8 protein-coding genes are annotated in these 13,770 nt (G+C 73.3%); 6 read left to right on the top strand and 2 right to left on the bottom strand.

The window, feature by feature from the left end; all coding sequences use genetic code 11:
* Positions 1–29: 29 nt before the first annotated feature.
* Positions 30–1,862: a methionine--tRNA ligase gene (metG, locus tag ACGF5C_RS16705; protein WP_357457242.1), complete on the bottom strand. Its 1,833-nt coding sequence runs from the start codon at positions 1,860–1,862 to the stop codon at positions 30–32.
* Between the two features lie 149 nt (positions 1,863–2,011).
* On the opposite strand from metG, the gene ACGF5C_RS16700 reads away from it, so the two are divergent.
* Positions 2,012–3,025, top strand: a complete 1,014-nt coding sequence (locus tag ACGF5C_RS16700) for a hypothetical protein (RefSeq protein WP_393302464.1) — start codon at positions 2,012–2,014, stop codon at positions 3,023–3,025.
* A gap of 13 nt (positions 3,026–3,038) precedes the next feature.
* Here ACGF5C_RS16700 and rsmI read toward each other — a convergent pair whose 3' ends face one another.
* Positions 3,039–3,878 (bottom strand): 16S rRNA (cytidine(1402)-2'-O)-methyltransferase, encoded by an 840-nt coding sequence (gene rsmI, locus ACGF5C_RS16695; RefSeq protein ID WP_393302760.1) that lies wholly within the window; start codon positions 3,876–3,878, stop codon positions 3,039–3,041.
* Positions 3,879–3,970: 92 nt separating this feature from the next.
* Here rsmI and ACGF5C_RS16690 point away from each other — a divergent pair, with 92 nt between their 5' ends.
* The 5 genes from ACGF5C_RS16690 to ACGF5C_RS16670 all read left to right on the top strand — a co-directional run bounded on the left by ACGF5C_RS16690 (position 3,971) and on the right by ACGF5C_RS16670 (position 13,755).
* Complete coding sequence (locus ACGF5C_RS16690) at positions 3,971–5,656, top strand: dolichyl-phosphate-mannose--protein mannosyltransferase (RefSeq protein ID WP_393302461.1); 1,686 nt, start codon at positions 3,971–3,973, stop codon at positions 5,654–5,656.
* Between the two features lie 1,085 nt (positions 5,657–6,741).
* On the top strand, positions 6,742–10,785 hold the full coding sequence (locus ACGF5C_RS16685; RefSeq protein ID WP_393302459.1) for a Pls/PosA family non-ribosomal peptide synthetase: 4,044 nt from the start codon (positions 6,742–6,744) through the stop codon (positions 10,783–10,785).
* Positions 10,786–10,868: 83 nt separating this feature from the next.
* Positions 10,869–11,678, top strand: a complete 810-nt coding sequence (locus ACGF5C_RS16680; RefSeq protein WP_393302456.1) for a dimethylarginine dimethylaminohydrolase family protein — start codon at positions 10,869–10,871, stop codon at positions 11,676–11,678.
* Complete coding sequence (locus ACGF5C_RS16675; RefSeq protein WP_393302453.1) at positions 11,678–12,439, top strand: BPL-N domain-containing protein; 762 nt, start codon at positions 11,678–11,680, stop codon at positions 12,437–12,439. The genes ACGF5C_RS16680 and ACGF5C_RS16675 overlap by 1 nt, the downstream gene beginning before the upstream one ends.
* On the top strand, positions 12,436–13,755 hold the full coding sequence (locus ACGF5C_RS16670; protein ID WP_393302450.1) for a heparan-alpha-glucosaminide N-acetyltransferase domain-containing protein: 1,320 nt from the start codon (positions 12,436–12,438) through the stop codon (positions 13,753–13,755). Before ACGF5C_RS16675 ends, ACGF5C_RS16670 begins: the two co-directional genes overlap by 4 nt.
* Positions 13,756–13,770: the final 15 nt, after the last annotated feature.

Raw genomic sequence — 13,770 nt, 5'->3', positions numbered from 1 at the left:
GGGGCCGCGCCCGTCGGCACGCTCGGGGATCAGCCGGCCAGGCGGGCCAACTCCTCGTCGACGATCGACGGGTCGAGCTTGCGGAAGACCGGCTTCGGTGCGGCCAACGCCCGGCCCACCTCCAGCGGCACGGACTCCCAGCGCGCGCCGACCGAGTAGTCACCGGTCAGCACCGGGTACGCGGGCCCGCCGTCGAGGTCGTCGACCTCCTCGATGACCGGCATCGGGGCGTGCACGCCGGTGCCGCCGAGCAGCTCGTGCACCTTCTGCGCGGAGTGCGGCAGGAACGGGGTGAGCAGCGTGTTGGCGTCGCTGACCACCTGGAGGGCTACGTGCAGGATGGTGCCCATCCGGGGCTTGTCGGCCTCGCCCTTGAGCTTCCACGGGGCCTGCTCGGAGAGGTACTTGTTGGCTTCGGCGACCACCCGCATCGCCTCGCCGATGGCCTGCTTCTGCCGGTGCCGGGCGATCAGGTCACCGACCGTCGCGAAGCCGGCCCGGGCGACCGCGAGCAGCGCCTCGTCGGCTTCGGTGAGCCCGGCCGGGTCGACGGGCGGGATCGCGCCGAAGTTCTTCGCCGCCATCGAGATGGAGCGGTTGACCAGGTTGCCCCAGCCGGCGACCAGCTCGTCGTTGTTGCGGCGGAGGAATTCGGCCCAGGTGAAGTCGGTGTCGTTGCTCTCCGGGCCGGCGGCGGCGATGAAGTAGCGCAGCGCGTCGGCGTCGTACCGCTCGAGGAAGTCCCGGACGTAGATGACGACCCGCCGGGAGGAGGAGAACTTGCGCCCCTCCATGGTCAGGTATTCGCTGGAGACCACCTCGGTGGGCAGGTTGAGCCGGCCCAGCTCGCCCGGCTGGCCGTCGCGGTCACCCTCGCCCGAGTAGCCGGAGAGCAGCGCCGGCCAGATCACCGAGTGGAAGACGATGTTGTCCTTGCCCATGAAGTAGTAGGCGCGGGCGTCACCGCCGACTCCGTCGGCAAACGGGACACCGCCCTCCGCGCCCGTTGAATTCCAGTACCTGCGCCACGCCTCCGGGTCGCCGGAGCGGCGGGCCCACTCGATCGAGGCGGAGAGGTAGCCGATCACCGCGTCGAACCAGACGTAGATGCGCTTGTCGGGGCGGTCCCGCCAGCCGTCGAGCGGGATCGGCACGCCCCACTCCAGGTCCCGGGTGATGGCCCGGGGCTGGAGGTCGTCGAGCAGGTTCCGCGAGAAGCGCAGCACGTTGGGCCGCCAGCCCTCGCGGGTGTCCAGCCACTGCCGCAGCACGTCGGCCAGGGCGGGCAGGTCCAGGAAGAAGTGCTCGGTCTCGACGAACTTCGGGGTCTCCCCGTTGATCCGCGACTTCGGGTCGATCAGGTCGATCGGGTCGAGTTGGTTGCCGCAGTTGTCGCACTGGTCGCCCCGGGCGCTGTCGTAGCCGCAGATCGGGCAGGTGCCCTCGATGTAGCGGTCGGGCAGGGTCCGGCCGGTGGACGGGGAGATCGCGCCCATGGTGGTCTTCGGGACGATGTAGCCGTTGCGGTACATCCCCTCGAACAGCTCCTGCACCACCGCGTAGTGGTTGCGGGTGGTGGTGCGGGTGAACAGGTCGTAGGAGAGCCCGAGGCCGTGCAGGTCCTCGACGATCACCCGGTTGTAGCGGTCGGCCAGCTCGCGCGGGGTGACGCCGTCGGCGTCCGCCTGCACCTGGATGGGGGTGCCGTGCTCGTCGGTGCCCGACACCATGAGCACGTCGTGGCCGGCCATCCGCATGTACCGGCTGAAGACGTCGGAGGGAACGCCGAAACCGGAGACGTGGCCGATGTGGCGCGGGCCGTTGGCGTACGGCCAGGCAACCGCCGCGAGAACGTGACTCATGACCAGCAAGCCTAGTGACCCGCTTCGGGTGACCGCGAATCAATAGGGCTCGCGGGTCGGCGGACCGGCCGGATCGGGTCCGCCGTTTGTCCGATTTGCCGCCGACACGCGGCCTGAGCTGCCCATCCATGCGCGGGTGGCGGGGTGCAATGAACGCCGTGACTGGCAGACGAGCGGCCCGGGATCACGACGACCGCCCCTCCGGCCCGCCGGACGGCGGTGCGGCCGGTACGTCGCGCGGCAGCCTCGCGCCGCATCCGCGGGTGGTCCCGCCCGCCGCGCCGCCGGAGCCGCCCGCCGACCCCACCGCGCCGCCGGAGCCGCCCGCCGACCCCGCCGGGCCGCCCGCCGGGCCGCCCGCCGGGCCCGCCGAGCCGGCCGAGGCCGCCGGGCCGGCCGCCGAGGTCGAGCCCACGACCGGGGCGCCGGTCGACGCCGTGCCGCGCCGGGTCCCGGTCCGCCAGCCCCACCACACCCGCCGTGGACGTCCCGCCGACGGGGGTACGCCGGACGGCGACGACCCCGGCGGTACGCCCGACGGCGACGAGGGCGCGTACTGGCCGCCGATCGAGCAGGTGCACTGGGACGGCACGCCGATCAGAGAGGAGCCGCCGCACGAACGGCAGCGGTCGTCCCGGGACGGGGACCGGCGGACCCGGCGCGCCCCGCGCCCGCCCGATCCGCTGCCGGGGCTGGCCGTGCTGCTGGCGCTGAGCCTGGTCGCGGCCTTCTTCGCCTGGGTCATCGCGGGGCCGTTCTGGCTGGCGGTGGGGCACGCCACCCGGGGCACGGCGGTGATCGTCGACTGCACCGGGGGCGGACTCGCCCAGCGCTGCCGGGGCAACTTCACCCCCGCCGACGAGCCGTGGATCGCGCATGGCGTACGGGTCAGCGGGGTGGCCGCGGAGCGGACCGCGACCGGCGCGACGCTGCCGGCCCGGATGACCGGCCCGGACGGCGGCACCGCGTACGCGGACGCCGGGGCGGCCGGGCACCTGCGCTGGCTGCTCGGCCTGCTGGTGGTGCTGGGCTGCTGCGCCGGGATCGCCAGGTGGACCGGGGCCATCCGGCTCGCCGACCCCCGGACCCGCCGCTGGGCCGTCACCGGCGCCGTGGCCGGCCCGCTGGTGATCACCCTCGGCTTCCTCGTCGCCGCCTGGTGAGTCGCCTCGCGCGTCAGGCGTGCACGACGCCGTAGACGTCGCGCCGGCGCAGGCCGTACTCCGTGGCGACCTCGGTGATCGCGTCCCGCCGGGACAGGCCGGCGGCCTCCCGGGCGGCGACGGCGGCCCGCAGGGTGTCGTCGTCGGGGCGTTCCGGGGCCGTCTGGGGCGCGCCCGCCACCACGAGGGTGATCTCGCCGCGGGGCTCCCCCGCGGCGGCCCAGTCGGCCAGCTCGCCGAGCGGGCGGCGGACGATCTCCTCGTACGTCTTGGTCAGCTCGCGGCACAGCGCGGCGGGCCGGTCGGCGCCGAACGCGGCGGCCAGGTCGGCGAGCGCGCCGGCGATCCGGTGGGGCGCCTCGAAGAAGACCAGCGTCCGTTCCTCGGCGGCGAGCGCCCGCAGCCGGGACCGGCGGGCGCCGGGGGTGCGCGGCAGGAATCCCTCGAAGCAGAACCGGTCGCAGGGCAGCCCGGACAGCGCCAGCGCGGTGGTGACGGCGCTCGGGCCGGGCGCGGCGGTGACCGGCACGCCGGCGTCCAGGGCGGCCCGCACCAGCCGGTAGCCGGGGTCGGAGACGCTCGGCATGCCGCCGTCGGTGACCAGGGCGACCACGTAGCCGGCGGTCAGCACGTCGGCCAGCTCGGGGGTGCGCCGCTCCTCGTTGCCCTCGAAGTAGGAGACGATCCGCCCCGCCACGGTGACGTCCAGGTCGCGGGCCAGGCGGGTGAGCCGGCGGGTGTCCTCGGCGGCCACCACGTCGGCGGCGGCGAGCACCTCGCGGAAGCGCGCCGAGGCGTCGGCCGGGTTGCCGAGCGGCGCGCCGAGGAGGATCAGGCGCCCGGTGTCGGACATTTCACCCACGGGAACGGCTCCTTCATCGACAGGGGTGCCGGTATCGGAGACGACGGGCGCCACCGGGCACCTTGGCAGCCTACGATCGCCGGGTGACGAGTGCGTCGACAGCACAGAGCGCGGACCAGGCGGGACCCGATCCCACGACGGGCGCGCCACCGGAGGGGTCGTCCCCGGCTCCCGGCAGCGGAGTTCCCGGCGTCGTCCGGCGCCGGCTGGCGACCGTGGAGGCCCGGCTGGACGCGCGCTCCTGGCTGGCCACCGGCGTGATCGTCGCGATCGCGGCGATCCTGCGGTTCGTCGGCCTGAGCCATCCGCCCGGGAAGATCTTCGACGAGATCTACTACGCCCGCGAGGGCTGGGCCCTGGTCGACAAGGGCGTCGAGTGGAACTACCAGGACGGCGGCCCCTCGTACGTGGTCCACCCGCCGCTCGGCAAGTGGCTGATCGGGCTCGGCGAGTGGGCGTTCGGCTACTCGGACGCCGAGCACGGCATCTCCGTGCCGGGGCACCTGATGACCACCGCCCCGGAGTTCGGCTGGCGGTTCTCGGCGGCGGTCGTCGGCACCCTGTCGGTGCTGATGTTGGTCCGCATCGGCCGGCGGATGTTCCGCTCGACCGCGCTCGGCTGCGCGGCCGGCCTGCTGCTCGCGCTGGACGGCTTCCACCTGGTGCTGTCCCGCACGGCGCTGCTCGACATCTTCCTGCTGTTCTTCGTGCTGGCCACGTTCGGCGCCCTGGTGCTGGACCGGGACGCCCGGCGCCGCCGGTGGGCCCGGGCGCTGGAGGCGGGCCTCGACCCGGGCCGGCCGGGGCGGGCCGGGCGGCCGGCGGGCGGCTGGCGGAACTGGCCGTGGTGGCGCCTGGCCGCCGGGGTGCTGTTCGGCTGTGCCTGCGCGGTGAAGTGGAGCGCGCTCTACTTCGTGCCCGTGTTCGCGCTGCTGGTGATCCTCTGGGAGGTCGGGGTCCGCCGCTCCGCGGGCGCCCGCCGGCCGTGGCGGGACACCCTCCTCGACGAGCTGCCCTGGCTGGTGCTGGCCGGGGTGCTGATGGTGGTCACCTACGTCGCCACCTGGTCCGGTTGGCTGCTCGGCGACGACGGCTACTACCGGCTCGCGGAGCGGTACCCGAACGCCCCGCTGAGCGACACCCCGGTCATCGGGGCGCTGCACAACCTCGTCGAGTACCACAAGGCGGCGTACGGCTTCCACAGGACGCTGGACGACCCACACAAGTACCAGTCGTGGCCGTGGCAGTGGCTGCTGCTGGGCCGGCCGGTCGCCTTCTACTGGTCGGGCAACGGGGCCTGCGGCGCGCCGAGCTGCGCCTCGGAGGTCCTGCTGCTCGGCACGCCCCTGCTCTGGTGGTCGTTCCTGCCCGCCCTGGTGGCGCTGGCGTGGCTGGGCCTGGCCCGGCGGGACTGGCGGGCCGGCGCGATCCTGCTCGTCGTGGCGGCCGGCCTGCTGCCCTGGTTCTGGTTCGCGCTGGACGGCCGGACGATGTTCTCCTTCTACACCGCGCCGGTGCTGCCGTTCCTGGTGCTGGCGGTGGTCTACGTGCTCGGCGCGATCGTCACACCCGCCGGCCCGCCCGGGGGCGGCACCGTCGCGCCGCTCGACGCCGGCCAGGACCGCCGGCTCGTGGGCGGGGTGATCGCCGGGGCGTACGTCCTGCTGGTCGCGCTCTGCTTCGCGTACTTCCATCCGATCTTCGTCGGCAAGCTGCTCCCGTACGCCGAGTGGTCGGCGCGGATGTGGCTGGACGGCCGCTGGATCTGACCGACGGCGCGCGACCCGCCGCGGCTCCGGGGCCTCACCCGGGAGCGCGGCGGGCGCACGGGAACGGGCCCGCACGCGTGGCGTGCGGGCCCGTCGACGTAGAAGCGCGCCCCGATCGCCTGCCACGGGGGAAGCGGGCGATTGGGGCGCGCATGAAGAGCTTAACCACCCCACACCACTGGCACAACGGGTCGACTTCGGTCAGATTTCCGACCTACGCGACACCGAACGGATGGTTTACATCCGACATCTTACGGTCCGTCATCCCGCGCAAACGGTGCGGATCGACCGCCGCCGCGAGCCGACGGCCGCCCGGACTTCCCGGTCGGCCACCCCCTGGCCGACGCGGGGTTCATGCCTCGTCATTCCATATTCGACTGCCTGCGCCGGTCGTCACCGGTGTCGCCGGACAGGCCGTTCATCCGGATGTTCACCTTCTGGAGACCGCACATCACGCAACACCGCATAACCCGACATAAAGCTCTAATTGCCTCCCTACTCTCGTCCGAGTGGCCGTTTACATTCACGACGGTGGGTCGCCCGCCGTCCTCAAGGGACTTTCCGTCGCCGCCCGCTCCGCCGCGGCCCGCTCCGTCGCCGCCCCGGCCCTTGTCGACGCCACCGGGCGGCGACATCGACCGGCACGGCGCAGCGGCGTCCGCGCCGCGGCAGGTCCCCTGACGCACCTCTCGGTCGTCGCGGCCACTGTCCGGTCGGGACCGGCGCTCCCGACCCGCGGCCCTCGGGGTGTCGATGCCCCGCCACACCCGCACGCGACCGATCAGCCCCGGCCGGTAGCAGGCGCAAGCACCGGCTGATCCCGGCTGCGGTCGGCGGGTTCAGCCGACACCCGTTACGACGATTTGCCACTTCCGTGACGCCTCGCGGGCTTCACGGCGGTCTCGCTGTCCATCGCACCTGCCCTGCGGGTGGCTTCTGTCGGACATCCCTGCCACCGATCCGGTGATGCCGGGGTCCGCACAGGCGTCCGCCGCACGGCACCGGTTGCTCGCTCGTAATCGACGCAGGAGGTTTGCGGTTCCGTGGAACAGGTAGGTCTCACCGGTACGCCCACGTCTCCCCCGATGCCGGAGCATCTTCCGGACGCGGAGGCGCGCGTCGCGGTCGGCTCGCTGGTCGTCGATGCCGTGCGGGGGCCGTGGGACGAGGGCGGCGTCACACGCACGCGGCGCCTGCACCACGTGTTCGAGTCCGCGTGCGACCGGAACCCGTCGGCCATCGCGCTCGAGTGCGGCGGTGCGCGGTTGACCTACCGCGAGCTGGACGAGCGCGCCAACCGGTTGGCCCACCACCTGCGCGCGCTCGGTGTCGGGGACGACTCGCGGGTGGCCATCCTGCTGCGGCGCTCCGTCGAGACGTACGTGGCGTTGCTGGGCGTGGGGAAAGCCGGCGCGGCGTTCGTGCCGATCGACCCCGAGTCCCCGGCCGACCGGGTCGCCTACATCGCCGAGGATTCCGCCGTCGACCTGGTGTTGACGTCCTCGGCGCTCGCCGACCGGGTGGGCGACCGGCCGGCCCTCGTCGTCGACGAGTGCGCTGCCGAACTCGCCGCCGCGCCCGGCGACCGGCCGGAACTCGGCGGCGACGGCAGCCAGGACCCCGGCGCCTACGTGATCTACACCTCCGGGTCGAGCGGTCGACCCAAGGGCGTCGACGTCGCGCAGTCGAGCATCTGCAACTTCCTCGACGTGGTGCCCGGCGTGTACGACGTGCGCCCGACGGACCGGGTCTACCAGGGAATGACGATCGCGTTCGACTTCGCGATCGAGGAAATCTGGCCGACGTGGTCGGTCGGCGCCACCCTGGTGGCCGGTCCGAACGACTCGCGCCGCCTCGGCGCGGAGCTGGCGGACTTCCTGGACGAGGCACGCATCACCGTCCTCTACTGCGTGCCCACCCTGCTGGCCACCGTTCCGCGCGACCTGCCCCGGATCCGCAACCTGCTCGTCGGCGGGGAGGCCTGCCCGGGGCAGCTGGTCGAGCGGTGGAGCCGGCCCGGCCGGCGAATCCTCAACACCTACGGGCCGACCGAGGCCACGGTCACCGCGACCTGGGGCGAGCTGCGCCCCGGGCGACCGGTCACCATCGGGCGGCCCCTGCCGACCTACTCCGTGGTGCTGCTTGACGAGCAGCGGCAGCCGGTCGCCGACGGCGAGGTGGGTGAGATCTGCATCGGCGGCCCGGGGGTGGCGCGCGGGTACGTGGGTCGCCCGGACCTGACCGCCGACCGGTTCATCGCGCACGCCCTGGCGCCGCCCGGCGGTCGGCTGTACCGCACCGGGGACCTCGGTCGGATCACCGAGGAAGGCGAGATCGAGTACCTGGGCCGGGCGGACTCCGAGGTCAAGATCCGTGGCCATCGGGTGGACCTCGGTGAGATCGAGAGCGTACTGCTGGAGGACCCGGGGGTGGCCGAGGCCGTGGCGGCGCTGGTCCCGGTCGCCGACGCCCCGGACGCCCCCCACGAGCTGGCCGCCTACCTCGTCGCGCACGACAGCGACGAGGGCGGGCGCAAGGAACTGGTCGCCCGGCTGTGCCACACCCTGCAGACCCGGCTGCCCGGTTACATGGTGCCCTCCTTCCTGGACGTCGTCACCGCGCTGCCGACCATGCCCAGCGGAAAGGTCGACCGGAAACGGCTGCCCCCGCCGAACCGCCGGCTCACCCTCGCCACCGGCCCGGTCGTGGCCGCCGAGGGCGAGCTGGAGGAGCAGGTACGCGCGGCGTGGGCGGAGGCGTTCGGCATCGAGTCCGAGGCGCTCTCGGTCGAGGCGGACTTCTTCGCCGACCTCGGCGGGCATTCGCTGCTGGCGGCGCGGGTGGTGTCGCTGCTGCGCGCCCGCAAGGTCGGCGTGAGTCCGGCGGTCCGCGACCTGTACGCCCACCCGACCGTACGAGGCATGGCGGCTCATCTCGGCGCCGCCGATCGGACCGTCGCGCCCAGCGCTCCGCCCCGCCCCGCCCCGGTGCGGCACGGCAGCCGGCGGATCGCGCTGGCCGGGTCCGGCCAGGCGGCGGTGATCTACCTGCTGCTGCTGGCGGTCACGCTCCCCGTCTCCTACGTCTACACCCGCAACGACGGTTTCGTGTCGGCCCGCGTCCTCGTGGAGCTGATGGTCGCGATCCTGCTCAGCTACCTCGGCGTGCGGTGGGTGCTGCCGGTGCTGCTGGCCCGGCCGTTGGCCGCGGGCATCCGGCCCGGCCGGTACCGCCTGTGGGGCCCCACCTACGTCCGGCTCTGGGCGCTGAACACGCTGCTGGCGGTCGGGCCGCTGCCCGCGCTCAGCGGTTCTCCGCTGATGGCGACCTACCTGCGGCTGCTCGGTGCCCGGATCGGCCGCCGGACCATGATCGCGACGAGCGCGATCAGCCTGCCGACCCTGATTTCCGTCGGGCGGGACGCCTCGGTCGGGTACGGCGTCTCGCTGCGGCCGTGGCGGGCGGAGGACGGCTGGGTCGTCGTCGGGCCGGTCACGATCGGGGCGGACGCCTTCGTCGGCGCGAACGCGGTCCTCGAGCCCGGCGCCTCGGTCGGGGCGGACGCCGGCCTCGGCGAACAGTCCGTCCTCGTCCACGGCGAGACGGTGCCACCCGGGGAGCGTTGGGCGGGCTCGCCGCCGGCACCGACCCCCCGGCTCGCTCCCACCGTGGAATCGCTGCTCAGCTACCGCCGCCTGCGGCGTGGCTGGCGCGTGCACCACATCGCCGCCGCGCTGGTCGGCCTGGTCGGGCTGGAACTCATGGCGATCGCGATGGTCCTGCCCAGCGTGGCGCTGGTGTGGTGGGTGCTGCTGACCCATGGTCTGCTCGCCGGCCTGGTCGCGACCCTGCCGGCCGGAATCGTCTACGTACTCACCGTCTGCGCGTTGGTCGCCGCCGGCAAGCGTCTCGTGCTGCCGCGGGTGCCGGTCGGCATTCACCACCGCATCCACTCGATGCTCGGCGTGCGCAAGTGGATCGCCGACAAGCTGCTCGAGTCGAGCCTCATGTTCACCAACTCGCTCTACGCGACCCTCTACACCGGGCCCTGGCTGCGACTGCTCGGTGCCCGGGTCGGCCGTGGCGCCGAGGTCTCCACCGCCGCGCACCTGGACCCCGACCTGCTCACCCTGGGATCGGAGAGCTTCGTCGCCGACATGGCCAGCCTCGGCGCCGCGACGTTCGCCAACGGCCGCATGGCGTTCCTGCCCACCACGGTCGGCAGCCGGGCCTTCGTCGGCAACGCCGCGTTCGTACCGGCCGGAACGGTGCTGGGCGAGGGGTCCCTGATCGGCGTCGGCACGCTGCCGCCCGACGACGGCGTCCCGGAGGGCACGTCCTGGTTGGGTTCACCGGCGATGCACCTGCCGGCGCGCCAGAGCAGCGGCTCCTTCTCCGAGGAAGTGACGTACCGCCCGCCGCGCGTCGTGGTGGCCCGGCGGCTGTTCGTCGAGTTCTTCCGCGCGACCCTGCCCGCATCGGTGCTCGGCGCCAGCTTCTACCTCTACCTCATGGCGCTGTCCCAACTCGCCAACGGCCGGGACCTGCTCGTGCCGGCGCTGGTGTCGCCCTTCGTCGCGATGACGTCGAGCGTCGCCGTGATCGCCTTCTGCGCGGCGACCAAGCGCAACGTCGTCGGCACCTATCGGCCCCGGGTGGAACCGCTGTGGAGCGGCTTCGTCCGGCGCACCGAGTTCGTCACCGGCCTCTACGAGGCCGCAGCGGTCCCCGCCGGCATCGGGCTCCTGGTCGGCACGCCGTTCCTGCCGCCGCTGCTGCGCTGGTTCGGGGTCCGCGTCGGCAGACGCACCTGGATCGGCACGACGTACCTCACCGAGTTCGACCTCGTCGAGATCGGCGACGACGCGACCGTGGGCACCGAGGTGTCGCTGCAGACCCACCTGTTCGAGGACCGGGTGATGAAGATGTCCGTCGTCACGGTCGGCGCCGGCGCCACGATCGGCACCCGCGCCATCGTGCTCTACGACGCGGTCGTCGGCGACGACGTCATGTTGGGCTCGCTCTCGCTGCTGATGAAGGGCGAACACCTGGTTCCCGGGACCCGATGGCGCGGAATCCCCGCCCAGGGCGTGCTCACCCACGACACCACAAGCCAACGGGCGGCCTGATGCCGCGCCGTACGGCTGCGGCTCGCACCGCTCCGCAGCTCGATCCCGTCCACCATCCACTCACCGAAAGGGAAGCACGTTCGATGAACAAGGCACTGCTGGTTTCCGACGCGGCTCACTTCCGCGTCGACTACGAGATCAACCCGTACATGCACACCGAGATCCAGCCCGATCACGCGGTGGCGATCCTCGAACACGAGCGCATCGTCGCCGCGCACCGGGCGGCGGGGCGCCGCACCGAGTACGTGACGTCGGCGCCGGAGTGCCCGGACATGGTCTTCACCGCGAACGCCGCCCTGGTGCGGGGCCGTCGAGCCGTGCTGGGAGCACCACCACCTGAGCGCAAGGCGGAACTGCCGTACTTCCAGGAGTGGCTGATCGACCACGACTTCGAGGTCCTGGAGGCGCCGTACCCGTTCAGCGGGCAGGGCGACGCCCTGGCCTGCGGCGACCTGCTGCTCGCCGGCTACGGCCAGCGGACCGACCGGCGGATGCATGCCGTGCTCGCGGAGGAGCTGGGCTACGAGATCGTGCCGCTGCGGACGGTGAGCCACCGGTGGTACGACCTCGACCTGGCGGTGGGCGTCGTCGAGCCGGGACGAACGCTCGCCTACTGCCCGGAGGCCCTCGACGAGCCGAGCCGCCAGCGGCTGCGCGGCCTCGGCATGGACCTGATCGAGGTCTGCGTCGAGGAGGCGACGCGCTTCGCGCTCAACCTGATCAGTGACGGCACCACCGTGACCATGACCAGCGGGGCGCCGCGGCTCGCGACCGCGCTGCGCGAGCGCGGCCTGCGGGTCGTCGAACTCGACACGACCGAGCTCGCCAAGGGCGGAGGCGGAGTCCGCTGCACCGCGCTGACCCTCGACGCCCCGCTGCCGACGAGGCCGTGATGGCGATGGGGAACGTCGGTCGGCTGCTCGCCGCCGGCGGGCGGGCACTCGCCGGTCGTGGCCTGACGGTCCGCTCGCCACTGCCCGGGTCGCCGGAGCCGCTGGTGGCGCTGGTCTACCGGGGGCCGGCGACGCTGCCCGGCTGCCCGGAGGCGGTGGCGGCGCTACTCAAGTCCAGCCGTTGGGGCTTCGACGTCCGGTACGTCGGCCCGGACGCGGACGACCTGCCGCTGACCCAGCGGGCCCTGGCCGGGGCGACGCTCTACGCCCAGCCCGGTGGCGGCACCCTCAAACGCGGCTACCGCCACCTGAAGGGCCACCGCGACGAGATCAGGCAGTTCGTCCACTCCGGCGGGAGGTACCTCGGCATCTGCCTCGGCGGCTACCTCGCGGGGGCCACCCCCGGCTTCGGCCTCCTGCCCGGGGACACCGACCAGTACATCGCCTCGTCCGCCGCCACGGTCGACTCGGAACGGAACACCGTCGTCCAGGTCTCCTGGCGCGGCCGGCGGCGGACGCTCTTCTTCCAGGACGGCCCGTACTTCTGGCTGCGCCCGAAGGCCGAGGCCGACGTCCTCGCGACCTACCCGAACGGCACCGTCGCCGCGATGGTCGCCCCCTTCGGCGCGGGCCGGGTCGGGGTCGTCGGCCCGCACCCCGAAGCCACCGACGACTGGTACGTCGACGCCGGGTTGCCGATCGCCGACCGGCTCGGCACGGATCTCGGCTGCGACCTGATCGACACCGTGATGAGGCCATGACACAGACCGTTTACCTCAGCCGCGCCGCCCTGGACCGGGCCGGCGACGCTCCGCCCGCGACGGCCGGGCGCTCCCGGCTGCTCGGCGTGGACGCCGCGCGTGGCGTCGCGCTGTTCGGGATGATCGCCGTGCATTCGCTGTACCAGTCCGACGCCCTGGGCCGACCGACCTGGTCGTTCACCATCTTCGGCGGCCGGGCGGCCGCCCTGTTCGCGGTGCTGGCCGGGGTCGGCATCGCGTTCATGACCGGTCGACGGCGGGTCCGCCTGGCCGACGGCGCGGGCCCGGTGGCGGCGCTCGTCGTCCGGGCCCTGGCCATCGGCGCGATCGGCTTGGCACTGGGCTACACCGACGCGTCCCTGGCGTCGGTGATCCTGCCGTACTACGCGGCGATGTTCGTGCTGGCCATCCCGCTGGTGTTCCTGCCGACCTGGCTGGTGGCGTTCACCGGCCTGGCCGTGGCCGCCGGCGTTCCCGTGCTCCGCCAGCTTCTGCTGCCGCAGCTACCGGAACCGACCTACGACAATCCGGCGTTCGCGCACCTCGTCGACGCTCCCGGCGCGCTGCTCACCGAGCTGTCGATGACGGGGGAGTTCCCGGCGGTGACGTGGCTGGCGTACCTCTGCGCCGGGCTGGTGGTCGGGCGGTTGACCCTCACCCGGCTGGGGGTGATCCTCGGCCTGCTCTACACCGGGGTCGCGCTCGCCGCGGCGGTGCCGGTGGCGTCGTGGGTCCTGCTGAACCGGTACGAGGGTCTGCAACAGATCTGGTTCACGCAGCCGAAGAGCGGGTTGACCGTGGCCGAGACGAGCGGGCTCCTCGCGCTCGGCGGGGACGGCAGCACGCCCACCTCGACGTGGTGGTGGCTCGCGGTCGACGCGCCGCACACCAGCACCCCGCTCGATCTGCTCGGCACGATCGGGAGCGCGGTCGCCGTGCTCGCCGCCATGCTGCTCCTCGGCCACGTCGCACGGCGGGCGGCCTCCGTGCTGCTGGTGCCCCTCGCCGCGGCCGGCAGCATGACGCTGACGCTCTACACCGCGCACATCGTGTTCATCAATTCCGAGCTCGACACTCTCGAGCCCACGGCCGGATACCTCGCGCAGGTCCTGGTCGTCGTGCTGGTCGCGACCGCCTGGTGGGCCACTGCGGGCCGTGGCCCGCTGGAAGGGCTCGTGACGCTGCTCTCGCGCGGCGCCGGTCGACTGGTCACCCGGCCAGGCCGAGCATCGCGGGGTCGGGCCGGCATGTCGATGTACGCACGACCTGCGCCGCCTTCCGCCGACCGGCACGTCACCGCCTGGCGGCGCGGCTGAACGGCAGGGATGCGA

The organism is Micromonospora sp. NPDC047620, from assembly GCF_043205005.1.
Lineage (GTDB): Bacteria > Actinomycetota > Actinomycetes > Mycobacteriales > Micromonosporaceae > Micromonospora.
Note: the sequence above shows the minus strand (reverse complement) of the source record. Positions and strands in the feature narration are given on the sequence as shown.

Excerpts from the sequence above, each read along its gene's own strand:
- metG (WP_357457242.1), bottom strand. The coding sequence starts at position 1,862 with ATGAGTCACGTTCTCGCGGCGGTTGCCTGGCCGTACGCCAACGGCCCG.
- ACGF5C_RS16700 (WP_393302464.1), top strand. The coding sequence starts at position 2,012 with ATGAACGCCGTGACTGGCAGACGAGCGGCCCGGGATCACGACGACCGC.
- rsmI (WP_393302760.1), bottom strand. The coding sequence starts at position 3,878 with ATGTCCGACACCGGGCGCCTGATCCTCCTCGGCGCGCCGCTCGGCAAC.
- ACGF5C_RS16685 (WP_393302459.1), top strand. The coding sequence starts at position 6,742 with ATGCCGGAGCATCTTCCGGACGCGGAGGCGCGCGTCGCGGTCGGCTCG.
- ACGF5C_RS16680 (WP_393302456.1), top strand. The coding sequence starts at position 10,869 with ATGAACAAGGCACTGCTGGTTTCCGACGCGGCTCACTTCCGCGTCGAC.
- ACGF5C_RS16675 (WP_393302453.1), top strand. The coding sequence starts at position 11,678 with ATGGCGATGGGGAACGTCGGTCGGCTGCTCGCCGCCGGCGGGCGGGCA.
- ACGF5C_RS16670 (WP_393302450.1), top strand. The coding sequence starts at position 12,436 with ATGACACAGACCGTTTACCTCAGCCGCGCCGCCCTGGACCGGGCCGGC.